Origin of the sequence: Halorientalis regularis, assembly GCF_023698535.1 — an archaeon.
Taxonomy (GTDB): domain Archaea; phylum Halobacteriota; class Halobacteria; order Halobacteriales; family Haloarculaceae; genus Halorientalis; species Halorientalis regularis.
Genome location: NZ_JALJCL010000003.1, coordinates 81,597 through 104,127 on the forward strand (window position 1 = coordinate 81,597; position 22,531 = coordinate 104,127).

22 protein-coding genes are annotated in these 22,531 nt (G+C 68.0%); 15 read left to right on the forward strand and 7 right to left on the reverse strand.

What is annotated here, in order from left to right; all coding sequences use genetic code 11:
* Positions 1–57: 57 nt before the first annotated feature.
* Both MU521_RS04455 and MU521_RS04460 read right to left on the reverse strand, forming a co-directional pair.
* On the reverse strand, positions 58–396 hold the full coding sequence (locus MU521_RS04455) for a HalOD1 output domain-containing protein (protein WP_092688201.1): 339 nt from the start codon (positions 394–396) through the stop codon (positions 58–60).
* Between the two features lie 86 nt (positions 397–482).
* A complete protein-coding gene (locus MU521_RS04460; RefSeq protein ID WP_092688198.1) occupies positions 483–2,702 on the reverse strand; it encodes a twin-arginine translocase subunit TatC in 2,220 nt (739 codons plus the stop codon).
* Between the two features lie 109 nt (positions 2,703–2,811).
* On the opposite strand from MU521_RS04460, the gene tatC reads away from it, so the two are divergent.
* From tatC to MU521_RS04475, 3 genes are all read left to right on the forward strand, one after another.
* The gene (gene tatC, locus MU521_RS21415) at positions 2,812–4,143 is read left to right on the forward strand and encodes a twin-arginine translocase subunit TatC (protein WP_175452770.1); all 1,332 of its coding nucleotides are present in this window, start codon (positions 2,812–2,814) and stop codon (positions 4,141–4,143) included.
* A gap of 43 nt (positions 4,144–4,186) precedes the next feature.
* Positions 4,187–4,825: a histidine phosphatase family protein gene (locus MU521_RS04470; protein WP_092688195.1), complete on the forward strand. Its 639-nt coding sequence runs from the start codon at positions 4,187–4,189 to the stop codon at positions 4,823–4,825.
* A gap of 95 nt (positions 4,826–4,920) precedes the next feature.
* Positions 4,921–5,169 carry a hypothetical protein gene (locus MU521_RS04475; protein WP_092688192.1) on the forward strand — a complete coding sequence of 83 codons (249 nt, stop codon included), beginning with the start codon at positions 4,921–4,923 and terminating at the stop codon, positions 5,167–5,169.
* A 58-nt stretch (positions 5,170–5,227) separates the two neighbouring features.
* Here the strand turns inward: MU521_RS04475 and larE are convergent, their stop codons facing one another.
* Complete coding sequence (larE, locus tag MU521_RS04480) at positions 5,228–6,121, reverse strand: ATP-dependent sacrificial sulfur transferase LarE (RefSeq protein ID WP_092688189.1); 894 nt, start codon at positions 6,119–6,121, stop codon at positions 5,228–5,230.
* 123 nt (positions 6,122–6,244) lie between these two features.
* Between larE and MU521_RS04485 the strand changes: the two genes are divergently transcribed.
* Entirely contained in the window at positions 6,245–7,543 is a 1,299-nt protein-coding gene (locus MU521_RS04485; protein WP_092688186.1) for a P-loop NTPase, read from the forward strand.
* 61 nt (positions 7,544–7,604) lie between these two features.
* Positions 7,605–9,617 carry a helix-hairpin-helix domain-containing protein gene (locus MU521_RS04490; RefSeq protein ID WP_092688183.1) on the forward strand — a complete coding sequence of 671 codons (2,013 nt, stop codon included), beginning with the start codon at positions 7,605–7,607 and terminating at the stop codon, positions 9,615–9,617.
* Between the two features lie 267 nt (positions 9,618–9,884).
* Here the strand turns inward: MU521_RS04490 and MU521_RS04495 are convergent, their stop codons facing one another.
* Positions 9,885–10,310, reverse strand: coding sequence for a hypothetical protein (locus MU521_RS04495; RefSeq protein ID WP_092688180.1), 426 nt, complete (start codon positions 10,308–10,310; stop codon positions 9,885–9,887).
* A gap of 235 nt (positions 10,311–10,545) precedes the next feature.
* On the opposite strand from MU521_RS04495, the gene MU521_RS04500 reads away from it, so the two are divergent.
* The 4 genes from MU521_RS04500 (at position 10,546) to MU521_RS04515 (ending at position 15,677) form a co-directional block, all read left to right on the forward strand.
* Entirely contained in the window at positions 10,546–11,973 is a 1,428-nt protein-coding gene (locus MU521_RS04500) for a sensor histidine kinase (protein WP_092688177.1), read from the forward strand.
* A gap of 44 nt (positions 11,974–12,017) precedes the next feature.
* Positions 12,018–13,154, forward strand: a complete 1,137-nt coding sequence (locus MU521_RS04505) for an ORC1-type DNA replication protein (RefSeq protein WP_092688174.1) — start codon at positions 12,018–12,020, stop codon at positions 13,152–13,154.
* Positions 13,155–13,318: 164 nt separating this feature from the next.
* Positions 13,319–14,938 (forward strand): hydroxymethylglutaryl-CoA reductase, encoded by a 1,620-nt coding sequence (locus MU521_RS04510; protein WP_092688171.1) that lies wholly within the window; start codon positions 13,319–13,321, stop codon positions 14,936–14,938.
* Between the two features lie 73 nt (positions 14,939–15,011).
* On the forward strand, positions 15,012–15,677 hold the full coding sequence (locus MU521_RS04515) for a hypothetical protein (protein WP_092688168.1): 666 nt from the start codon (positions 15,012–15,014) through the stop codon (positions 15,675–15,677).
* Here the strand turns inward: MU521_RS04515 and MU521_RS04520 are convergent.
* The gene (locus MU521_RS04520) at positions 15,674–16,372 is read right to left on the reverse strand and encodes an SDR family NAD(P)-dependent oxidoreductase (RefSeq protein WP_092688165.1); all 699 of its coding nucleotides are present in this window, start codon (positions 16,370–16,372) and stop codon (positions 15,674–15,676) included. The genes MU521_RS04515 and MU521_RS04520 overlap by 4 nt on opposite strands.
* 256 nt (positions 16,373–16,628) lie before the next feature.
* On the opposite strand from MU521_RS04520, the gene MU521_RS21795 reads away from it, so the two are divergent.
* Positions 16,629–16,787 (forward strand): DUF7563 family protein, encoded by a 159-nt coding sequence (locus MU521_RS21795; protein WP_422653630.1) that lies wholly within the window; start codon positions 16,629–16,631, stop codon positions 16,785–16,787.
* Positions 16,788–16,831: 44 nt separating this feature from the next.
* On the opposite strand, the gene glmM is transcribed toward MU521_RS21795, so the two are convergent.
* Entirely contained in the window at positions 16,832–18,139 is a 1,308-nt protein-coding gene (gene glmM, locus MU521_RS04525) for a phosphoglucosamine mutase (protein ID WP_092688162.1), read from the reverse strand.
* A 91-nt stretch (positions 18,140–18,230) separates the two neighbouring features.
* Between glmM and rpiA the strand changes: the two genes are divergently transcribed.
* A complete protein-coding gene (rpiA, locus tag MU521_RS04530) occupies positions 18,231–18,911 on the forward strand; it encodes a ribose-5-phosphate isomerase RpiA (RefSeq protein WP_092688159.1) in 681 nt (226 codons plus the stop codon).
* 53 nt (positions 18,912–18,964) lie between these two features.
* Here rpiA and MU521_RS04535 read toward each other — a convergent pair whose 3' ends face one another.
* Positions 18,965–19,132: a DUF1931 family protein gene (locus MU521_RS04535; protein WP_092688156.1), complete on the reverse strand. Its 168-nt coding sequence runs from the start codon at positions 19,130–19,132 to the stop codon at positions 18,965–18,967.
* A 284-nt stretch (positions 19,133–19,416) separates the two neighbouring features.
* On the opposite strand from MU521_RS04535, the gene larB reads away from it, so the two are divergent.
* The 4 genes from larB (at position 19,417) to MU521_RS04550 (ending at position 22,282) form a co-directional block, all read left to right on the forward strand.
* Positions 19,417–20,178, forward strand: a complete 762-nt coding sequence (gene larB, locus MU521_RS04540) for a nickel pincer cofactor biosynthesis protein LarB (protein WP_092688152.1) — start codon at positions 19,417–19,419, stop codon at positions 20,176–20,178.
* Positions 20,179–20,298: 120 nt separating this feature from the next.
* Entirely contained in the window at positions 20,299–20,448 is a 150-nt protein-coding gene (locus tag MU521_RS21800) for a DUF7563 family protein (protein ID WP_170845344.1), read from the forward strand.
* A gap of 137 nt (positions 20,449–20,585) precedes the next feature.
* The gene (locus tag MU521_RS04545; RefSeq protein ID WP_092688149.1) at positions 20,586–20,831 is read left to right on the forward strand and encodes a GIY-YIG nuclease family protein; all 246 of its coding nucleotides are present in this window, start codon (positions 20,586–20,588) and stop codon (positions 20,829–20,831) included.
* 74 nt (positions 20,832–20,905) lie between these two features.
* Positions 20,906–22,282, forward strand: coding sequence for a phosphoglucomutase/phosphomannomutase family protein (locus MU521_RS04550; RefSeq protein ID WP_092688146.1), 1,377 nt, complete (start codon positions 20,906–20,908; stop codon positions 22,280–22,282).
* Positions 22,283–22,531 lie beyond the last annotated feature (249 nt).

Consider the following 22,531-nt stretch of genomic DNA (forward strand, 5'->3'; position numbering starts at 1 on the left):
ATCGGAATAATACCGCAAGCGCGGCTTAACGGTTTTCGTCGGTCGCTGGACTGGGGATCACTCCGGCGGCAAGCCGTCGGCGATCCTGATGAGCGAGACCTTGCCGTCCTGATCGATGGTGATGGGGTAGCCGGCGTACGAGAAGGAGAGTTGCGCCTGCGCTTCGGGTGAGGGCGGGTTCTCGGACATCCTGGTCACGAGGTGATCGATCCGGTCGTAGATCGGCGGGAGTTCCGTCACGTCGATCCCCTCGACCTCGGCGATCAACCGCAGGAGTCGGTAGTCGGCGTCGCCGGCTTTGGGTTCGATCCGCCGGTGAACGATCTCGTCCGCGCGGTCGTCTCCCTCGTCGCGGTCCACTCGGTCGTCACCGTCGGCCGGGCCGTCAGGTCCCATGCGAGGTGATTGTTCACGCCGGTAAAAGCGACAATTATCGTGATAGTTCCGGAGTGGATACCCGAAGCCCCGGATCTACGTGCGGGTCACTCCACGGTGGGCTCCTGGGGTTGCGGGCGGCCCCGGCGACCGCCGAGCGTGATCAGCCACAGCAGTCCCAGGCCGGCGAGATAGGCCAGTGCGGCGGGGACCGCCATCAGCAACATGGTGAACACGCCCCGTGGCGAAATAAATGCCGCCAGCGCGAAGATCGCGACGACGACCTCCCGCCAGTACTTGCGCTGGGTCTGGTAGGAGGCGATCCCGCCGACGTGGAACAGCGCCATCGAGACGGGGACCTCCAGCAGGAGGCCGATCCCGACGGTCGTGTAGACGACCAGCCAGCCGAAGTTGTTGATCCGGTAGGCGATCACCATGTTGGCCTGGATGGCGTCGGCGGCCAGCCAGGAGATGACGGCCGGCGCGACGAACAGGAAGCCGACGATGCTCCCGACGATCAGCCCGAGGATCAGCGACCCGCCCCAGACGAGCATCACGCGGGCGTCGCCGCGGACCCAGCCCCGCGCTTTCAGCGACGGCCAGGCGTAGTACAGCAAGAGCGGCAGCGTCGTCACGATGGCCAGCAGCGTCGAGAACTTGATCTGGAAGATGAGCGCCTCGACGGGGTGGAGCGTGACGATGTCGATGCTCCCGCCGACGCCCTCGGGCACCTTGCTGAAAAAGAGATTCTTGATCTCGCGAATCCCGCCCCGGTAGAGCCAGATGAACGAGCCGGCCAGCACGACCATGAACAGCCCGACCAGCCGGAACGCCTTCGAGGTCAGCGACTCCAGGATGAAGGCGATGTCGTAGTAGTAGCCGCCGATGTCTTCCTCGGTGGTCTCGTCTTCGGTGAAGGCGTCGACCATACCCGCGGCGGTCTGGGTCGCCGTGCCGCCTTCCTCGTCCTCGTCGGCCGCGTCGGTCTCGCCCTCGGCCGCCTGCTTGCGGGCTTCGAGCTGGTCTTGCACCTCGTCGTATCGGTCGAGGATCGCCTGTGCCTTCTCGTGGTCGTCCTCGTCCATGGCGGCCCGGGCCTTGGCGACGGCGTCGTCCTCCGAGAGGTCGGCGAAGGCCTCGGGCGGGGCCGCTCGCACGCCGCCCGCGTCGAGGGGGTCGAGGCTGATCTCGGATGGTGCGCCGGCGCTGGCGGGAGCCGGGCCGGATCTGGCCCGGTCGGCCGCACCCAGGGCCCGCGAGACGAAGACGAGCAGGGCGACCCCGACCGCGAACAGGGCGACGACGAGACCGAGGAGCGCCGCCGCGATATCGTCCGGCAGGCCGAGGAGTCGGGAGGCCGGGGCCACCCGGAACGACGTGTCGAACGGTAGGGACGCGATGGCACGATTGGCCGCGGCGACGCCACCGCGGGTGAAGAAGCCGTAGACGGCGACGCCGGCGAGGAAAGCCACGCCCGCCAGGACGTTCCAGTTGGCGCGGGCGACGCCGGGCACGTCGATCTCACTCCCGCTCCGTTTGGCGACGACGACGATCTTCGTCAACTGGAGTGAGAAGGCATAGAGGATCAACAGGGGGATCGCCCACATGATCTGGGTGAACGGTTCTGGCGGGGAGAACAGCGCGCCGAAGACGAAGATCGCGACGACGGCGTGTCGCCACTTGTCCCGAAAGGTCTCGTAGGGGACGATTCCCGAGTACGCCAGCGCGCTCATCGCCAGGGGCAACTGGGCTGCCAGCCCGAACGAGATGGTGAGCAGGAAGACGAACTCGGCCCACTTGACGATGGAGTACGTGGGCTGGAACCCGACGTTGTAGGCGTTGGCCGCCAGGAAGTCGAACATGATGGGGAAAAAGATGTAATACCCGTACGAAACCCCGACGGCGAGCAGGAGAACCGACATGAGGACGATCAGGGCGATCTTCCAGCGGGCGACGCGCTCGCCGGGCCAGAGGCCGCGCTGGCGGAGGCCGTCCCGCGAGTACCACAGGAAAACGGGCAGGCCGAGCAGGATACCGACGACGAGGCCGATCTTCACCTGCAGGAGAATCACGTCGAAGGGCGTGCGAGCGATGATCTTGGTGGACTCGAACGCCTCTGGATGTTTCGCGGCCAGTCGGGAGAACAGGTCCTCTTTGAGGATCGCCCACCCGAACTCCCGGAGGGCGTAGATCGTCCCCATGAGGCCGAGGACGGCGACGATGAACACCTTCTGGAGGTGCGATTGGGCGGCCGACAACATCGCGCCGATCGTCTGTCGACCGCTATTGACGGCTCGGCGGGTGTCGTCGTCGATCGCCCCGGACATTGTCGTGCGGTGATTGCCGATACCCCGTTATCAACCTTTTCGATGCGCGTGGCCGCGCCGGGGCCGGGAAAAGAAAGTTTACAACAGCCCACCAGCTACTGGCCCTCACATGAGCGACGGCGAACCGGGGCTCTACTCGGAGATGGACATCGAGGGCCCCGACCGCCCGGAGCCGGATCCGAACCCGCCCGGCGGCGACCCGCCAGGCACAGGGACGGGCGCCGGCACACCCGGTGCGCCCGACGACGAGGAGATGCCCCTGACGGAACACATCGAGGAGATGGTCCGCCGGCTGGGCGTCGTCGTCCTGGCCATGGCCGTCGTCGCGGGCGTCGCCTTCCCGTTCGCCGACCGCCTGATCACGTTCCTCTGGTTCTCGTTCCTGCCGGGCGTGGCTTCGCAGTGTCCGCCGCCGGCCGGCGCGACCGCCTCGTCCTGTCCCCGCGTCTATCACCCGCTCTCGCTGATGATCGCCCGGCTGAAGGTCTCGACGCTGGCCGGCTTCATCGTCGCGCTCCCGGTGTTCGTCTACCAGACGTACCTGTTCATGCGCCCCGGGCTCTACCCCCGCGAACGGAAATACTACCTCGCGGCGGTCCCGACGAGTCTGATCCTCGCGGGCGTCGGCGTCGCGTTCGCGTTCTTCCTCGTCTTGCCGGCCATCTTCACGTACTTCCTCTACTACTCCGAGAGCGCCGCTATCATCGCCTTTGGACTGTCCGAGACGTTCAACCTGATGGTGATGATGCTCGGCCTGTTCGCCTTCATCTTCCAGATTCCGCTGTTCGTGATGCTCGCGATCATGATGGGCATCACCACCCGCCGGTGGCTCGAAGCCCGCCGGCTCTACTTCTGGGGTGGGTTCCTCACCATCGCTTTTTTCTTCAGCCCCGATCCGACCGGGATGGCACCTATCCTGGTCGCGTCGACGATGGTCGTCCTGTTCGAGGGGACCCTGGGGCTGCTCCGGTGGACCGGGACGGACGCACGGACCGCCGCGGTCGACCAGGTGGCCGCCCTCCGCCCGCTCCTGTACACCATCGTCGCCGCCGTCGCCTACATCGTCAGTCCGGCCCCGATGCCGACGGGCTACTTCGGCCAGCTCCCGCCGGCCGTGACCGACGGCCTCGCCTATCTGGGACTGACCTCGGCCACACCGATCATCGTCGGGCTCGCCATCATCGGCGTCTTCGAGGGGATCAACCGCCTCGTCCGGCGCGTCACACGCGATTACCGGGTCCGGCGAGTGCTGGCCCGCACCCGGGTCCCGGTCTGGCTCGGCGCGGTCGTCGTCGGCTACCTCGCCAGCCCCGATCCCGGCCTGCTCCGGCGGGTCGACGTGACATACCTCTCGACGACCGAGACGGCCATCGCCGTCGGCGCGGTGGTCGTGCTCTACGAGGGGGGTCTGGTGCTGTGGCGCTGGCAGCGCGGTCGGTAGGAAACGGACACACTCTTTTCGACCCCCGCCGAATCCCTGGTCGATGACGACGGTCGTGGCAGTCCGACACGGCGAGACCGAGTGGAACCGCGAGGGGCGCATCCAGGGGTGGGCCGCCTCGCCGCTGAACGACCGTGGCCGCCGCCAGGCCCGCGCCGTGGGCCGCCACCTCGACGACACCTACGACCTCGACCGCATCGTCGCCTCCGACCTCCGGCGCACCCGCGAGACGAGCGCCCACCTCCGTTCTGCGGGCGAATTTCCCGAACCCGAGTTCACGAAGGGGTGGCGGGAACGCTCCTTCGGCGCGTTCCAGGGCCTGAGCTACGAACAGGTGTTCAGCGAGTTCCCCGAACACCGGGCCTCCTTCGGCATGGTGGGGCTCGAGAACACGCCCGAGCGCGGCGAGAGTTTGCTGGAGGCCCGCGAACGCGTCATCGCGGCGTGGGACGACCTCCTTGAGGGGGCCGGCCCGGACGAGGAAGTGCTGGTCGTGACCCACGGCGGGCCGATCTACGTCCTGCTGGCCCATCTCCGGGGGCTGGATCTGTCGGCGGCGCTGACGAACTTCTCGCAGGGTAACTGCGCGGTCAACGAACTCGAACACGATCAGGAGACCGGGGAAACCGAGATTCTGCGGGAGAACGAGACCGGATATCGGGACATCGGGGCGGTGGAGTGAGTGACGGCGTCCGTTCCGAGATACAGATCGGCTATCGAACGGCCAATTTCCGAGCGAAAGAAGTATTGACACGCTGATTGATTTGGGGACTACCGATGTCCAGTCACGACGAGGAGGCGAACACGTCCAGCGGTATCAGTTCGGAGTCGTTCGCGAGGCTGTTGCTCGCACTCCTGCTCGGGTCGTTCGTCATCGGGACCGCGGTCGTGGCACCGGTCGAGTTCACGATTGCAGCCATCGTCGTCTCGCTTCTCGTCGTGATCGTCTTCCAGTTGTGGAACCTGTCCCGTTCCGTAGCGGAACTGAATCGAACGATAGAGTCCATCGAAGAGCGATCCGAGTAGTTCGCGCGCCCGTGACTGCGCGACCAGCTCGTCGTTTGGGATCCGGTTTCGCGGACAGTCACTCCCCGGTCGGGTAATCGGTGTCGAACACGTCCTCGACGAGCGGTTCGTCGTCCTCGTCGTCGGGACTCACACTGCCGGTCTGGTAGCCGTGGAGGTCGAGCGTCACGTGGTCGAACCCGAGGTCGCCGATGTGGTCGCGGGCGGCCCGCACGAAGTCAGGATCCAGCGCCACGTCGAGTTCGTCCTCGGCGACCTCGATGCGGGCGAGGTCGTCGTGGTCGCGCACGCGGAATTGCTCGAAGCCCCAGGTCCGGAGGAGGCGTTCGGCCTTCTCGATGCGCGAGAGGCGGTCCTCGGTGACTTCCAGGCCCGTGGGAATACGCGAGGAGAGACAGGCCATCGAGGGCTTGTCGGCGACCGAGAGGTCGTACTGGCGGGCGATCTCCCGGACTTCGGGCTTGGTGATGCCGTGTTCCAGCAACGGGGAGTAGGCGTCGAGTTCCTCGACGGCCCGGAGGCCCGGACGATGCCCCTCGCCGGTGTCGGAGGCGTTCGTGCCGTCACAGACGACGCCGATGTCGAGTTCGCGGGCGCGGTCGTACATCGCCGAGAGGCGCATCGACCGGCAGTGATAACAGCGGTCCTCGCCGTTGGCGACGAACTCGTCGCTTTCGAGTTCCGAGAACTCGACGATCTCGTGGCGGATGCCGATCTCGTCGGTCACCCGGTGGGCGTCGTCCAGTTCCTCGGCGGGGAGGGTCTCGCTTTTGGCTGTGCAGGCGACGGCGTCCTCGCCCAGGGCGTCGTGGGCCAGGGCGGCGACGACGCTGGAATCGACGCCACCGGAGAAGGCGATCAACACGCCGTCCATCTCGGCCAGGTCGTCGCGGACGGCCGCGATCCTGTCCGAGACCGCGTCCGCGTCGACACTGGTGTCCTCGGCTGCCATGGCCCCGCTTCGCCGTCGTGGCGCAAAAGCCCGTTGTCTCGCGTCCGATACCGACGGGATGACTTAAATTGCCGGCAACTAACGGCACCGATTATATCAGTTGAGAGGGGCGTGAAACGAACGATGGGGGACGGTGTCTACGCGATCGCCGGCGGCAAGGGAGGCGTCGGCAAGACGACGACGGCGATCAACCTCGGCGTCGTACTGGGACAGGCCGGCTACGAGGTGGTCGTCGTCGACGCGGATCTGGCGATGCCCGACGTGGGCCGGCAGCTACACGTCGACCACGAGCGAGGGCTCCACAGCGTGCTGGCCGAAGACACGGCGGTTCGGGAGGCCGTCGTCGACGGACCGGGCGGTCTCGCGGTGGTTCCGGGCGACCGGGATCTGGCGTCGTTCGCCGACGCGGACCCGGCACGACTCCGGAAGGTGTTCAATCTGCTCGGCATCGCCTACGACGTGGTGCTGGTCGATACGGCTCCGGGCCTGCAGAACGAGGGAGTCATGACGTATCAGGCGGTCGACGGCGTCGTGCTGGTGACGACGCCCGAACCGAACGCCGTCGAGGACATGGAAAAGACGGGGCAACTCGCCGCCGACGTGGGTGCGGACCTGCTCGGTGCCGTCGTGACCCACGGCGAGGGGCGACGAGCGAGAGAGGCCGCAAGCGAACTGGACAGCGGCCTGCTGGGGGTCGTCCCGCACCACACGACCGGGGGCCCGATCACGGCCGTCGCACCCGACGACGCGGCCGCCGACGCCTACCGACGGATCGGCGCGGCTCTCCCCGCGGTCGACGCCGAGGCCGTCGTCCCCGACCACGTGTCGGACGTGGCGCGGAGCGAATCCGGTGCCAACGGGACTGCCAGCGCCGATTCCGACACTGGCGACGCCGACGGGGAGCCGACGGCGGCCGACGCGAGCGAGAACGGGGATACCGACGGTGCCGTCGCAGCCCCGGCCGACACGGCGGAGACCGGAGGTCCCGACGCCGAGAACGACGATACCGACGACTCCGCCGGGACCGCCGGGGCAGCGGACGACAGCGACGGGACCGAGCCGGTCGTGGACGGGGACCGAGCCGAGTCGGCCGACGCCGAACCGGACGAGCGGGTCGAAGGCACGGACGGAACCGACGCCGTTGCCTCGGCGCCCGGCGACGACACCGAGCGGGCGGGTTCGGACACGGCGGAATCCCGACTGACGGCGGAGATTCCGCGGGCGACGGCGGTGGCCGGTGACGGCCCGGACGAGGCGGACGGGAGTTCGACCGACGAGACCGAAGACGACGTCCTGGACCACGTCGACGACGCGGTCGAGTCGGCCACGGAAGCGGCCGGCGATGACGACGGGGGAGCGGCCGCGGACCTGGACGACGAATCCGACGGCTTCGATCTCGGCTCGAACGGGTCCGGGTCCTGAGCGCGCCGCTGTCGTGCTGACCCGGGAACGCTTTTGCCCTCGGGTTCGGTAGGACGGGTCGATGGACCTGGAAGCGATTCCCGGGGTCGGCGCGAAGACGGCCGAGCGACTGGCCGAACTCGACGATCCCGAGCGTGCGCTCCGAGAGGGGGACGTGGCCGCCATCGCCCGCGCACCCGGCATCAGCGAGGGCCGAGCGGCACGGATCGCTCGCGGCGCGATCAGGCGCGACCACGACGATCCCGGCGGCTTCCTCGGGACCGACCGCGCCAGCGAACTCTACCGCGAGGCGCTCTCTTTGCTCCAGGCGCGGACAGTCACCGACTACGCCGCCCGGCGACTGGAGACGATCTACCCCAGCGCCACCGAGTCCCGGATCGAGGAGGTCCGGGCGTTCGCGACGGCGGCGATGGACCGCGACCCCGACCCCGCGGTCCGGGACGCACTCGCGGGTGTGGAACCGCTGGACGCGCCCGGTGACGTGCGGATCCGCGACCGCTGTCTGGCGACTGGTGACGCCGAGACCTACGCCCGGGCACAGGAGGCGATCCCGGAGGTCAGCGTCGAACTCGTCGACGACGCCCGGAAGCTGTCGGAACTCGCGCGGGGCTACGCCACCGTGATCGCGCTCGACGAGGACTTCACGGGCGTCGAGGTCGACGGCGACGTACGCGTCGAGCCGTCGGCGCTGGAGAACCCGGCCGAGGTCGTCCCCGAGCGCGTCCTGACCTTCTTCGCGCGCAACCGCGACAGCCTGCGAGCGGCCGCCACGGTCGCTCAGCAGGCCGATATCGAGGTCGACTGCGATCTGGACGCGCTGGCGGACGCCCTCGACCAGCTCGACGACGACGGGCAGGTCCGGGGCGACGAGGAACTCGACCGGCTGACGACGGCCGTCGACGACCTCGACGCCGCGGTCTCGACCGCCGAGTCCGTCGCCAACGACCGGCTTCGGGAGGCCATCGAGGAGCGGGACGTGACCATCGAGGGCGCGGACCTGCTCACGCTGGTCGAACGCGGCGCGGGCGTGGACTCGCTCCTGGGCCGGGAACTGGCCGACGAATACGCCGACGCCGTGGCGGCCGCCCGCGACCACCTCGTGGACGCACTCCAGTTGCGCGACACCGAGCGCATCGCTCGCCAGACGTTCCCGGACGAACCCACGTTCCCGGTCGAGCGCGACGAGTCCGTGGTCTCCCGGCTCCGCGAGGAGTTGACTGCGGCCCGGGACCGGCGGGCGACCCGGCGCAAGCGGGAGCTGGCGGGCGAACTGTCCGACGCGCGCCCGGCCGCCGAGGAACTGGTCGACGCCGCGCTGGATCTGGACGTGGAGCTAGCTATCGCGCGGTTCGCCCGCGATTTCGACTGCACGATGCCGACGCTCTCGGCCGACCCCGGCTTCGAGATCGAGGGCGGGCGCTCGCCGTTGCTGGACGTGCCCTTCGAGGCCGTCGAGCCGGTGGATTACGGTGTGGACGGCGTGACGCTGTTGTCCGGCGTCAACAGCGGTGGGAAGACCTCGACGCTGGATCTCGTTGCACTGATGGTCCTCCTCGCGCACATGGGGTTGCCAGTGCCGGCGGCGGAGGCACGTGTCGAGCGACTCGCCGAACTGCACTACCACGCAAAGACCCAGGGCACCCTCGACGCAGGGGCCTTCGAGTCCACGCTGCGAGAGTTCGGCGGTCTGGTGACCGGCGTGGGCGACGAGGACGACGAGACGGCCGCATCGGCGCGGAAACTCGTGCTGGTGGACGAACTCGAGTCGATCACGGAGCCGGGTGCGAGCGCCAAGATCATGGCGGGTATCCTCGAAGCGCTGGACGAGCGGGGCGCGACGGCGGTGTTCGTCTCCCATCTGGCCCGGGAGATTCGGGCGGCCGCAGACTTCGACGTGCAGGTCGACGGGATTCAGGCCGTCGGGCTCGAAGACGGGGAGCTTCGGGTGAACCGGTCGCCGGTCAAGGGCGAGCTTGCTCGCTCGACGCCGGAGTTGATCGTGGAGAAATTAGCCGAGGACGGGGACGAGCAGTCGAAGGCGTTCTATCGGAGATTGTTGGCGAAGTTCGAATAGGGAGGCTCGAACGGAGTGAGAGCCTCCGAAAATACGAACGGCGACCGCAGGGAGCCGTGAGCAGGGAGGACGAGCGGAGCGAGACCCCGGAAACTGCGAGCGGGGAGGCACGACCTGCGAGCAGCGGGGTCGGGCAGGATTCCCGGGAGCGGAGCGAACGGGAGTCCACGAAAACCGGAGGGTTTCGGTATGCCACGAGAGCGTCGCGCTCGTGAGCACTCGGAAGACGAGAGGGGCGAGTCTTCCGGTGCGAGACCCCGGAACCGATCAGAGGAGATGGATACACGCGCCGAGTTCGAAGTCCAAGACGACGGTGAAGATGGCGCCGACGACGACGGGGAAGACGGCGCCGGCGGTGGCCTGGAGCGCACCGACCATGGCGCGGCGGCCCTGGCGCTGTCGATCGGCGCGAGGGGAGCCGAGTTTGTCGAACGCGACCGTCGCGGTGATCGCGCCTTTTACGACGTGGAACACGGCGAGGGCGGCGATGGCGAACGTGACGAGGTCGCCGATGCCGAGTTGGCACGCGACCGAGCCCACTTGATCGGCCGCGCTCGCGCTCGCCGGCCCGACGAACAGCGGGACGGCGACGCCCAGTGCAGTCGCTCGGCCGGTCGTGATCGCCCGGACGCGAGCGAGCGCACGCAGTGCAATGCCGATTCCGACGGTCGAAACGACGAGTACCCAGTGCATTGGTCCCCCACGTCCCCCCGGACGTGCTACGTACCGCGATCGTTCCAGTGTCGTGCTGTTAACTCTTTACCAATGGTGGTCCACTCAGTGCCGACTCGGCAGCACTGTTTTTTGACCGAGCAGTAGTCGCCGGGCAGGGACGGGCGGCGTGTCGGCGCACCGGCGCGGACAGGTTTCAGTACCGTGTCCGAGCAGGGCAAAAGCATGATGTGCGGGATCGACATAGGTGGCAAGAATGACTGGGGAGGTAGATTACCGGTCGCTCTTCGAGCACGCCGCCGACGCGCTCGTCGTCTTCGATCCCGATACGGGGGCGGTTCTCGACGCCAACGAACGGTACTGCGAACTGGTGGGCTACGACGAGACGGAACTGGACGAGGTGACGCTGTCTGACGTGACGGCCGACGGCTGGGAGTGGCCGACGGGTCCCGACGAACTCGTCGCTCGGGCACGCGAGGAAGGGCCGACGACGATCGAGTGGTACAGCCAGCACAGCGACGGCACGCCCTTTTGGACGGAAGTCGCCCTCTCGGTCATCGAGTCGAACGGGAACGAAACCATCTGTGCCAGGGTCAGAGATATCTCGGACCGCAAGGACTCGGAGCGAGAGGTCACGCTCTACGAGACCATCGTCGAGAACGTGAGCGACGGCGTGTACGTCTTCGACACTGATGGGATCATCGAGTACGTCAATCCGCGGATCGCCGAAGTGACCGGCATCGACCGGGAACGCTGGATCGGGAACACGGTGCGCGTCTTCGCCGAGGAAGGGATAGCTGGCGAGGAACCGGTCGCGGAGTTCGAGCGGGCCTTCGAGGCGTTCGTCGAGGGCGGCGACGAGCGAACACAGATCGACATCGAGTCGCCGACGGGCATCCTCGACGTGATCGACATCAGACTCTCTGCGGTCCGATTCGACGGCGAGTTGCGGAAGGTAGTCGCGACGGTGCGGGACGTCTCCGACCGGGTCGAACGGGAGCGCCAGCTGGCCGAGCGGACCGAACAGCTCGAAGTCCTCAACCGTGTCGTGCGCCACGACATCCGCAACGACATGACCGTGGTGCTGGCGTGGCTGGAAGCCCTGGAAGCCCACGTCGGCGAGGACGGCGCGGATGCACTCGACCGGATCGAACGGGCCAGCGAACACGTCGTGGAACTCACCGAGATCGCCCGCGATCACGTCGACGTCGTGGTCGGCGACGGAGAGATCGAACCGGAGCCGACCGACCTCACCGACGCGCTGGAGACGGAACTGGAAAAGCACCGCGAGTCCTACCCGAACGCGACCTTCGAGATCGAGGGCGAGGTACCCGACACCCGGGTCGCGGCCGACGGGATGCTCCCGTCGGTGTTCCGGAACCTGCTGAACAACGCGGTCCAGCACAACGACGGGCCGTCACCGACGGTGTCGGTCGCGGCCGAACGCGACGACGACGTGGTCCGCGTCCGGGTGACCGACGACGGACCGGGCGTCCCCGACGCACAGAAAGAGACGATTTTCGGCAAGGGCGAGAAGGGGCTGGACAGTCCGGGGTCGGGGATTGGCCTCTATCTAGTCTACAGCCTCGTCGAGGGCTACGGCGGCGACGTGTGGGTCGAGGACCGGGCCGACGGCGAGTCCGGAGCCGTGTTCGTCGTCGAGTTGCCGGTCGCCGAGGTCTGAGCGCTGGCGAACAATTAAGTCCTGTGGGGAGCGTGGTGAAAGTGATGACCGACGACCCCGAGGAGGGGATGCTCTCGTGGGACGAGTCGGTGTTCCGGAACGAACACGTCTTCGAGATCGACTACCTGCCCGAGACGTTCCACCACCGGACCTCCCAGATGGAGAGCCTGAAGTACGCGCTCCGGCCGGCAGTCCGGGGCTCGCGGCCGCTGAACGTCATCGCCCGCGGCCCGCCCGGCACGGGCAAGACGACGGCCATCCAGAAGCTGTTCACGGAGTTACGCGCCGAGACCGCCGACGTACGGGCGGTCCGGGTCAACTGCCAGGTCAACGGGACCCGCTATTCGGTCTTTTCCAGACTGTTCGAGGGTATCTTCGACTACGAGCCACCTTCCTCGGGCATCTCCTTCAAGCGGCTGTTCGAGCAGGTGACCGACCGGCTGGTCGACGACGAGGAGGTCCTCGTCGTCGCGCTGGACGACGTGAACTACCTCTTTTACGAGAACGAGGCCTCCGACACGCTCTATTCCCTGCTTCGCGCCCACGAGGAACACGCCGGCGCGAAGATCGGCGTCATCTGTATCTCCTCGGACCTCGATCTCGACGTGATCGAGGAACTCGACGGCCGCGTCCAGTCGGTGTTTCGCCCCGAGGAGGTGTACTTTCCCAAGTACGACGAGGGCGAGATCGTCGACATCCTGCAAGAGCGCGTCGACCGGGGCTTTCACGACGGCGTGATCTCGCCGACGGTGCTGGATCGGGTGGCCGAACTCACCGCCGAGTCCAACGGCGACCTGCGGGTCGGGATCGACCTGCTCCGGCGGGCCGGCCTCAACGCCGAGATGCGCGCCGCCAAGGAGGTCAGCGTCGACGACGTGGAGGAAGCCTACGACAAGTCGAAATTCGTCCACCTCTCGCGGGCGCTCCGTGGGCTCTCGGACAGCGAGGCGGCCCTCGTCGCGGTGATCGCCGAACACTCCGGCGAGCAGGCCGGCGAAGTCTACGAGACCTTCCACGAGCAGACCGACCTGGGCTACACCCGCTATTCCGAGATCATCAACAAACTCGACCGACTCGGAATCATCGACGCCACCTACACCGATGTCGACGGCCGCGGCCGCTCGCGTGAGTTGACGCTGAACTACGACGCCGACGCCGTGCTGGACCGACTAGAGACCTGACAGCCGTCCACGCGACCGCTCGATTCCCGCTGAACCGCGACCACACTGCACAGTGATGGGCAACCGGAACTGTTCGGGTATTTTAATCCTAGATGCTATATCTTCGGGTATTCTTGCTGTAGATGGAAAATTTTAATCCTATTTTTTGGGAAGAAATAGATGCAATGGTCGTCCCGAAGCCAGACAGCGGCATACTGAACAGGCTCTACGCGAACCTCGTCGGCGGGAACGGCGTCGTCTCGCTCGACGTGCCCGAGAAGGTGTTGAAGCGCCTGTACACGTACGGGAGTCTGACGAACACCGACGACGGGGTGCGCTTCGAGGTGAAAAACAGGCTGCAGGACGCGGAGTTCGGGGGCCTCGAACGGCTGGAGATCAACGGCGACGAGGTCATGCCCAGCGACGTGACCCTCGAAACCTCGGAGGGCGAGACCTACGCGCTCACCGAGGTCGACGAGGACGAGCCGCTGGGGTTCCCGGTCGGGCGGACGGTGTACGTCACCGTCGCCGGACTCGACCTCCCGACCGGCGACCACGACATCGAGATCGACTTCGTGGCTCACCCCTTCGGGTCGCTGTCGCTGTCGGTCACCGACACTATCCGGGACGAGGAGACGGTGCCAAGCGTCCCGCGGGACGAGGTCGACAACTACAGCACCGAGGCCATCGAAGAACGCCACGAGTACCTCGCCGAACGGACCGATACGGAACTGGACCACATCAGCAGTTACTCCGTCGATCCCCAGGAACTCGAGGGCAACATCGAGAACTTCGTCGGCGTCGCCCAGATGCCGATGGGGCTCGCGGGACCACTGAAAGTGAACGGCGAGCACGCCGACGGCGAGTACCCCATCCCGCTTGCCACGACCGAGGGGACGCTCGTGGCCTCTTACAGCCGCGGGATGAAGGCGCTCAACCTGGCCGGCGGCGTGAAGGCTACCGTCGTCGACGACCGGATGAACCGCGCACCGGTCTTCGTCTTCGAGGACGCCCGCACCGCCCGGGACTTCCGCGACTGGGTGTTCGACCACTACGACACGGTCAAGGCGAAAGCCGAGGGGACCTCGAGTGTCGCGGAACTCGTCGAGATCGAGGACTACCTCACGAACAACCTCGCCTTCCTCCGCTTCGACTTCAGGACCGGCGACGCCGCCGGCCAGAACATGGTCGGGAAGGCCACCTTCGCGGCCTGCAACTGGATCCTCAGTGAGTTCCCCGGCTACGTCGAGAACTTCTATCTGGAGGGGAACTTCGCCACCGACAAGAAACACTCCCAGGTCAACGACATGATGACCCGCGGCAAGCGGGTGACCGCCGAGGCCACCATCCCGGAGGAGGTGTTCACGCACCACCTTGGGGCCGACCCGGAGAGTCTCGTCCACCACGGCGAGGTCGCCAACCTCGGGTCGATGCTGGCGGGAGCGAACACGAACGGCGCACACCCGGCAAACGGGCTGGCGGCGCTGTTCGTCGCCACCGGGCAGGACGAGGCCAACGTCGCCGAATCCTCCGCCGCGCTGGTCAACGGCACCCTGCTCGAGGACAATTCGGTCCACGTCTCGGTGACGATTCCCTCGCTCATCGTCGCGACCTACGGGGGCGGGACGGGCCTGCCGACCCAGAACGAGGCCCTGCAGCTGCTGGACTGTGACGGCGCGGGCAACGTCAACAAGTTCGCCGAGATCGCCGCCGGCGTCGTCCTCGCGGGGGAGTTGTCGCTGGCCTCGGCCATCTCGGCTTCGGACTGGGTGACCAGCCACGAAGAACTCGGCCGCAACCGGTGAGCGGGACCGGCCGGGGCTCGACCCGCCGACACGACCCGAGAGGTTATTCCGGTCGTGGACGCCGGATCGTCTAATGGAACTGTCGCGACGACGGGCCCTCCGGACCGGCGCGCTGGCGCTGGCCGCGGGACTCGCGGGCTGTGGCGCACGCGACGACGGAACGGGCGGGACGGCCACGACCGGCGGCACCGCGACCGAGGGGGCTGGCGCCGGCGACACCGACGGGTGTCCCGCGGAACCGGTTCCGGCGGGCTGTGTCGTGGAAGCCAGCGCCGGGAGCGCCGACCCGATCCCGACGGCCGTGGACGGGTCGGCCGACGCGGAGACGATCCTCTCGGTGCGCTGGAACGCCCGCACACAGTCGTCGATGTCGCCGCAGGACTCGGAGTTCGTCTCGTACACTCCCACTCGCGGCAACGTCTACGTCGTCTTTCGGCTGGAACTGACGCCGGCCGTCGACCGAGAAGTCAGGGTCGCCCCGTTCGGGCTGTTCGGGCTGCGAGCGCACCTCTGTGACGCGCAGTGGTATCTGGAGCCACCGCTCCGAACGCTCGACGCGACCTTCGACACCGGGTTCACCCTCTCGCCGGCGGAGACCCGGTCGGGCGTCCTCAGTTTCGAGGTCCCCGCCGAACTCGACGCGGCGACGCTGGTCCGGTACAGCGACCGGGACGAGCGTCCCGACACCGCCTTCGAGGCGTCCTGCGACCGGGAGCTAGACGTCAGGGTCACGCTCTAGAACGCCTCGACGTGGGGGCGCAGGTCCAGTTCCAGCGTCCACGCCGACTCGTCCTGTTCGACCAGGTGCCAGTAGCTGTCGGCGATGGCGTCGGGGTCGAGGGAGTCCGCGTCGTTCTCGACCTCGGCGTCGGGGGGCCGGATCATCCCGTCGAGGACGACGTGGGCGACGTGGATCCCCTCGGGCCCGAGTTCGCGGGCCATGGACTCGGCCATGCCGCGACAGGCGAACTTCGCGGCGGAGAACCCGACTGCGCCCTCTCGGCCCCGGACAGAGGTGGTCGCCCCGGTGAAGATCACCGTCCCGCCGTCGCCGTCCAGCATGTCCGGGACGGCCTCCTGCGAGCAGTGGAGCGCGGCCTTCGGCCCGACGGCGAGCGCGCGGTCGAGCGATTCGGCCGAGATGTCGGTGAGCCCGTCCCACGAGGCGGCACTGGCGTGGTTGACGAGGACGTCGACGGGACCGAACGCTTCGCGGACGGCCGCGAAACCGTCGGCAATCGCCGCCGGGTCGGTGAGGTCCGTCGGGACCGCCAGTCCCGCGCCGGCGGTCTCGTCCAGTTCGGCGGCGAGGTCGTCGAGGTACGATTCCGAGCGGGCGAACAGGCCGACGCGACAGCCCTCGGCGGCGAACCGGCGGGCGATCGACTCGCCGAGCCCGGGGCCGACGCCGGCGATCACGGCAGTACGTGCCATAGCGTGGCGTACGACCGGGACCGGCAAAAGGCTGTGTCGGCGGTGACGTCCGGGCACGTTCCTGACGGGTATCCGGAGCGTCGCGCCCGACGGTCGGTGGCCGCGATCAGCAGTGTCGGGCGGGAACGTATCGGCAAACCGTTTCGGTACCGACCGGACTCGCCGTCTCTGGAGGTGTCCGAACGGTTCAGCAGCATGAGAGAGTGTCACAGGCACCACCCAAAGTTAAGACAACACCATCCTATGCACCGAATGTATGCCGGAATGTCAGAACTGCGGCGCTTTTGTCACTGCCGCGTATGCACGTGTCTTCACACCGAACGGCATCCAAGCACCACGGGTCTGTCCACAGTGTGAGGACAAGATTCGCGACGGCGCTGACGTCCGGAAAGCGCGGTCGACGCGGCGCGGATAACCACCCCCGGCGGGACGGTACGGCCCGCCGCCCGGAACCACCCCTCAGCTTCTCGCGGTTTCCAGCAGGTCCCGAGCGTCGGCGAAGATCGATTCGGCCCGCCCAGCCTCGCGTGCCTCGGCCGTGATCCGGACCAGCGGCTGGGTCCCGCTGGCCCGCAGGAGGAACCAGCCGTCGCCCAGGTCGACCCGCACCCCGTCCATCGTCTCGACGGCGTCGTACCGGTCGGCCACCAGTTCCCGCACCCGGTCCATGACGGCGGTCTTGTCCTCGACAGCGACGCTGTCGCGATGGATCGGGTAGGTGTCGATCTCGGCCGCCCGTTCGGCCAGCGGGCGCTCGGCGGCGAGTTCGACCAGCCGACACGCCGCCAGCGGCCCGTCGGGACACAGCGTCGCGTCGGGCCAGATCCACGCGCCGCTTGGCTCGCCGCCGAAGGCCACGCCGTCCGCCGCGACGCGCTCGGCCACGTACACGTCGCCGACCTTCGTCCGCTCGACGGCCACGTCGATCTCGGCGAGGTGGTCCGCGACCGCGAGGCTGGTGTCGACGGGCGCGGCGATCCGCTGGCCCGCCTCGGCGGCCGCCCGGGCGAACAGAGCGAGCGTCACGTCCCCCGAGAGGTAGGTGCCGTCCCCCGCGACGGCGCGCATCCGGTCGGCGTCCCCGTCGTGGGCGATCCCGAGGTCGGCGTCGGTCTCGGCGACCAGCGTCGCCAGGGACTGGCAATTCTCGGCGGTCGGTTCACTGGGCCGACCCGGGAACGACCCGTCGGGCTGGGCGTTCAGCGTCTCCACAGTACAGCCGAGTTCCTGGAGGGCGTCGACGGTGACGCCGCCGGCCCCGTTGCCCACGTCGACGATGACGGAGGGCGGGGCGTCGATGTCGACAGCCGCGACGAGTTCTCGGACGTGGCGCTCGCGGGCATCGGCGTCCTGGCGGTTCCCGAGGCTGTCCCAGTCTCGGAGGTCGGCGGCGTCCTCGCGGACGCGCTGGCTGATGGTCCCGCGGCGCTCGGCGTCGAAGGCCTGGCCGCTCGCCTGCCAGAGTTTGATGCCGTTGTCTTCGGGCGGGTTGTGCGAAGCGGTGATCGAGACGCCGGCGTCGGCGTCCGCCCACGCCACGGCGCGGGCGACGGTCGGCGTGGCCGCCAGTCCCAGGTCCAGCACGTCCGTCCCCGACTCGCGCAGGCCGGCGGCCAGGGCGTCGGTGAGCAACGCACCGCTCTCGCGGGGGTCCCGGCCGACGACGACCCGCTCGGTGTCGGCGCCGAGGGCGCGCCCGACCGAGAGCGCCAGGTCCGCGGTCACCGTCTCGCCCACCGGGCCCCTGATGCCGCTGGTTCCGAACATACGCGAGGCGACGGGTGTGACCCCTAAAAGTATCCGCCTCCTGGTCGGGCGATCCCACGGCTTTTTGTTCGCGGGTGCGGTCCCTCCGGGCATGAAACGCGGCGGGAGCGACGAGGCGAAGCGACGGGCCGGCGAGGCCGCCGCCGACGCCGTCGACGACGGACAGGTCGTGGGACTGGGGACCGGCAGCACCGCAGCCCACGCCATCCGGGCGCTCGGCCGGACGGTCGATTCCGGCCTCGACGTCGAGGGTATCGCGACCTCCTACCAGTCCCGGGAGCTCGCCCGCGAGGTCGGGATTCCACTGACGACGCTCGACGACGCGACCCCCGATGTCGCCATCGACGGGGCCGACCAGGTGGCCGACGGCGACCTGATCAAGGGCGGCGGGGCGGCCCACGCCCGGGAGAAACTGGTCGACGCCGCGGCCGACCGCTTTCTCGTGGTCGCCGACGAATCCAAGCTCGCCGACCGACTGTCGGCCCCGGTTCCAGTCGAAGTCCTCCCCGACGCCCGCGAACCGGTCGCCGCGAGCATCCGGGACCTGGGGGGAGACCCCGAACTGCGGGCCGCCGAACGGAAGGACGGCCCGGTCGTCACCGACAACGGGAACCTCGTACTGGACTGTGACTTCGAGGCAATCGACGACCCCGCGGGGCTTGCGACCGATCTCTCGGCACTGCCGGGCGTCCTCGAACACGGACTGTTCGTCGGCCTGGCCGACGCCATCTACGTCGGGAGCGACGAGGACGCGACGGTCCGGGAGCAGTAGAGCCTCGGCTACCGGCCGTGGTACCCGGTGAAAAAACGAATGAAATCCCCAGCCTACAGGTCGCGGGGCTGGACGGTCTTGCGGTCGTTCTCTTCGGCACGACGCGCGGCGTCCTCGAGCAGTTCTTCGACTTCCTCGTCGAGTGCGTCGTAGAAGTCAGATGCGACGTTCATGTCATCGAGCGCTTCCTTCACGGCGGCTTTGACGATCAGGTCTGCCATACACGCCGCCTTTCCAGAGGGTGGTTTAAATACTTTCCCGTTTGTGCGGTTTCTCGCCGGTATTCACGGGGGTCTGAGCCGGTTTCGCGGTTCTCTATTTATAAAGCCACTGGCCGGTATTTAACGGAACCCCTGTGTCGGCCCCATTCGAACCGGCGAACTGGTCGTGTACACCCGTTAGCCGGTCGCTCGCGCGCGCTTTGGTCTAAAAGAATATATGTCATTTTTCCTACCGTCTGTAGTCAAGTCGATGGGTAAGAGTGAGTCGAGTGTGGAGGGAATGTATGCGTGAGTTGCTCGAAGCGGTCGCGGCGGGCGACGTGAGTCCCGCCGAGGCAGAGGCGGAACTCGCCGGGTACGCCACCGGCGAGGCCGGACGGTTCGACGCCGCCCGGGAGACACGGGCGGGCGTGCCCGAGGCGATCCTGGCCGACGGGAAGACGCCCGCCGAAGTGGCCGACCTGGCGGCGACGGCCGTCGAGACGACTGGCCGGGCTATCGTGACGCGACTGGACGCCGAGGCGCTGGCCACGGTCAGAGAGCGCCTGGACGCCTTCGAGGCCGACGACACCTACCACGAGCGCGCCCGCGTGCTGGTAGCCCACACCGACGCGTTCGAGCGCCCACAGCTGGACGCGACCGTCGGCGTCGTCACCGCCGGTACGTCCGACGCCGAGCCCGCCGGGGAGGCGGCTGTCCTCGCCCGAGAGATGGGCGCACAGGTCGAGCGCGTCGACGATGTCGGCGTGGCCAGCATCGTCCGCCTGCTCGACCAGTTGCCCGCGCTCCGGGACCTCGACGTGTTGATCGTCGCCGCCGGCCGCGAGGGGGCGCTCCCGACGGTCGTCGCCGGCCTCGTCGACACGCCAGTCATCGGCCTCCCGGTGTCGGCGGGGTACGGCCACGCCGGCGAGGGCGAAGCCGCACTCGACGGGATGCTCCAGTCCTGTACCGCCCTGACCGCCGTCAACGTCGACGCCGGCTTCACCGCGGGCGCACAGGCCGCGCTGATCGCCCGCGCCGTCGACGCCGCTCGCGCGGAGTGAGAAGCCGAAACCGGGAGAGGGCACCGCCCCGCGAGGATACCTTACTGGTCCGGTATGGAGGATATGTACACGCGCCCCTTATGTACGGTGTCGGCAGTCGGTCGCTGCCGGCAGTGACGAATGCCAGACTGTAATCACTGCGGCGCGCACGTGTCCGACCAGTTCGCTCGGGTCTTCGCGGACGAGTACGGCGAGGTTCACGCCTGCCCGAGTTGCTCGGCGAACGCTGGCATCGCCGAGGTGGCACGCGAGCGCGCTCACAAAGCGTGACGGCCACTGTGGCCACCCGAATCGTGGTCTAGACACCACGCGAAGCCCATTTCGACGGCACTGCTCCGGCAGCGGGCCGGGCGACACTGCCCTTTCGTGTCGTAACACTCACCGCCGAGTGCGTCCTCCGTGCGGACGTGCCGGACCACTACGTCTACGTGTTGCGCTGTGCCGACGATACGCTCTATACGGGCTACACGACCGACGTACAGCGCCGGGTCGCCGAACACGACGCCGGCGAGGGAGCCAAGTACACCCGCGGACGCACGCCGGTCGAACTCGTCCACGTCGAGTCCTTCGACTCGAAATCGGCCGCCATGTCCCGCGAGTACGAGATCAAACAGTACGCCCGGGCCGAGAAGGAGCGACTGATCGAGGGGTGAGCGCCGGCGACGTGGAACCCCCACAGGATTGTCAGCAACCGTGACTTTTTCCAAGGCCACGAGCGAGAGAGCGTATGGACCAGATTTCGTTCGGCACCGACGGGTGGCGGGCCACCCTGGAAACGTTCACCGACCGGCGCGTCCGGATGGTGGGACAGGGCGTCGCCTCGGTATTGCGGGACGACGAGAGGACGAGTGACACCGTCGCGGTTGGCTACGACGCTCGTGAGCACTCGCGGGGCTTCGCGGAAGAACTCGCGCGCGTCCTCTGTGCCAACGGGTTCGACGTCTTGCTCCCCGAGCGGGACTGTCCGACCCCGGTCACAGCCTGGACCGTCCGGGACCGGGACCTGGCCGGCGCGCTCGTGGTAACGGCCTCGCACAACCCGCCCGAGTACAACGGCGTGAAGTTCATCCCTGCGGACGGCTCACCGGCCCCCGCGGACGTGACCGACCGCATCGAGGCCAACCTGGCCGAACCCGAACCGCTCCCGGAGGACGAACAGGGTACTGTCGAGGAAGTCGACTTCGTCGGCCCGTACGTCGACCACGCGCTCTCGGTCGTCGACGCCGATCTGGACGGACTGACCGTCGCCTACGACGCGATGCACGGGAGCGGCCGCGACGTGACCGACCGCCTGCTCGACGCCGCCGGTGCCGAGGTCGAGCGCCTGCGCTGTGGGACCGACCCCGAGTTCGGCGGCGAGTCACCCGAACCGAGCGCCGAGAAGCTCGGTGGCCTGATCGAGCGCGTCCAGTCCGGCCCGGCCGACCTGGGGATCGCCAACGACGGCGACGCCGACCGGATCGGCGTCGTCACGCCCGAGCGGGGCTTGCTGGATCCCTCACTGTTCTTCGCCGCGGTGTACGACTACCTGCTCGAATCCGCGTCGGGGGCGGCGGTCCGGACGGTCTCGACCAGCGCCATCGTCGACCGCGTCGCCGAGGCCCACGGCGAGACCGTCGCCGAGACGCCGGTCGGGTTCAAACACGTCGCCGAAGCGATGGCAGAGACCGACGCCCTGATGGGCGGTGAGGAGAGCGGCGGGTTCGGGGTCCGGGGGCACCTCCGGAACAAGGACGGCGTGACACTGGCCCTGCTGACGGCGGCCGCGGCCGTCGAGGGCCCACTGGACGAGCGCGTATCGGCCCTGGAGGACGAACACGGGGAAGTCCACCAGGATCGGATCAGCGTCGACTGCCCCGACGAGCGCAAGGCCGGGGTTATCGCGGACCTGGACGGGGCACTGCCCGACGAGATCGCCGGGGCCACCGTCGAGCGCGTCAACGACGTGGACGGGTTCAAGATCTTCCTCGCCGACGGGTCCTGGCTGCTGGTCCGGCCCAGTGGTACCGAGCCAAAGCTCCGGGTGTACGCGGAGGCGACGGGCGACGCGCGGGTCACGGAACTCCTGTCGGCCGGCCGAGACCTCGTCGAACCCCTCGTCTGAATCTGGTATCGAACCCGTAAATTCGGCGACTGAGACCGCCCTGCTCGCATTTTGCGCCCACGGAGCTACGCAAACGACTGATAATATTGCTCGCTATGGCGGCCAGCGCGAGCGCGGAACGACACCTCGGTCACCTCATCGACGAGCCTGTTGGATCCGGGAACTCCACTCGTCGATCCGGTTGGGAGCGGCACTGGACCGAGAGCGTCGATACGTCGAGCTGGACTCTCGGCCGGACGACACCGTCGA

Bases quoted from the DNA above. Each gene is read 5' to 3' on its own strand.
- MU521_RS04455 (WP_092688201.1), bottom strand. From the start codon at position 396: ATGGGACCTGACGGCCCGGCCGACGGTGACGACCGAGTGGACCGCGAC.
- MU521_RS04460 (WP_092688198.1), bottom strand. From the start codon at position 2,702: ATGTCCGGGGCGATCGACGACGACACCCGCCGAGCCGTCAATAGCGGT.
- tatC (WP_175452770.1), top strand. From the start codon at position 2,812: ATGAGCGACGGCGAACCGGGGCTCTACTCGGAGATGGACATCGAGGGC.
- MU521_RS04470 (WP_092688195.1), top strand. From the start codon at position 4,187: ATGACGACGGTCGTGGCAGTCCGACACGGCGAGACCGAGTGGAACCGC.
- MU521_RS04475 (WP_092688192.1), top strand. From the start codon at position 4,921: ATGTCCAGTCACGACGAGGAGGCGAACACGTCCAGCGGTATCAGTTCG.
- larE (WP_092688189.1), bottom strand. From the start codon at position 6,121: ATGGCAGCCGAGGACACCAGTGTCGACGCGGACGCGGTCTCGGACAGG.
- MU521_RS04485 (WP_092688186.1), top strand. From the start codon at position 6,245: ATGGGGGACGGTGTCTACGCGATCGCCGGCGGCAAGGGAGGCGTCGGC.
- MU521_RS04490 (WP_092688183.1), top strand. From the start codon at position 7,605: ATGGACCTGGAAGCGATTCCCGGGGTCGGCGCGAAGACGGCCGAGCGA.
- MU521_RS04495 (WP_092688180.1), bottom strand. From the start codon at position 10,310: ATGCACTGGGTACTCGTCGTTTCGACCGTCGGAATCGGCATTGCACTG.
- MU521_RS04500 (WP_092688177.1), top strand. From the start codon at position 10,546: ATGACTGGGGAGGTAGATTACCGGTCGCTCTTCGAGCACGCCGCCGAC.
- MU521_RS04505 (WP_092688174.1), top strand. From the start codon at position 12,018: ATGACCGACGACCCCGAGGAGGGGATGCTCTCGTGGGACGAGTCGGTG.
- MU521_RS04510 (WP_092688171.1), top strand. From the start codon at position 13,319: ATGGTCGTCCCGAAGCCAGACAGCGGCATACTGAACAGGCTCTACGCG.
- MU521_RS04515 (WP_092688168.1), top strand. From the start codon at position 15,012: ATGGAACTGTCGCGACGACGGGCCCTCCGGACCGGCGCGCTGGCGCTG.
- MU521_RS04520 (WP_092688165.1), bottom strand. From the start codon at position 16,372: ATGGCACGTACTGCCGTGATCGCCGGCGTCGGCCCCGGGCTCGGCGAG.
- MU521_RS21795 (WP_422653630.1), top strand. From the start codon at position 16,629: ATGCCGGAATGTCAGAACTGCGGCGCTTTTGTCACTGCCGCGTATGCA.
- glmM (WP_092688162.1), bottom strand. From the start codon at position 18,139: ATGTTCGGAACCAGCGGCATCAGGGGCCCGGTGGGCGAGACGGTGACC.
- rpiA (WP_092688159.1), top strand. From the start codon at position 18,231: ATGAAACGCGGCGGGAGCGACGAGGCGAAGCGACGGGCCGGCGAGGCC.
- MU521_RS04535 (WP_092688156.1), bottom strand. From the start codon at position 19,132: ATGGCAGACCTGATCGTCAAAGCCGCCGTGAAGGAAGCGCTCGATGAC.
- larB (WP_092688152.1), top strand. From the start codon at position 19,417: ATGCGTGAGTTGCTCGAAGCGGTCGCGGCGGGCGACGTGAGTCCCGCC.
- MU521_RS21800 (WP_170845344.1), top strand. From the start codon at position 20,299: ATGCCAGACTGTAATCACTGCGGCGCGCACGTGTCCGACCAGTTCGCT.
- MU521_RS04550 (WP_092688146.1), top strand. From the start codon at position 20,906: ATGGACCAGATTTCGTTCGGCACCGACGGGTGGCGGGCCACCCTGGAA.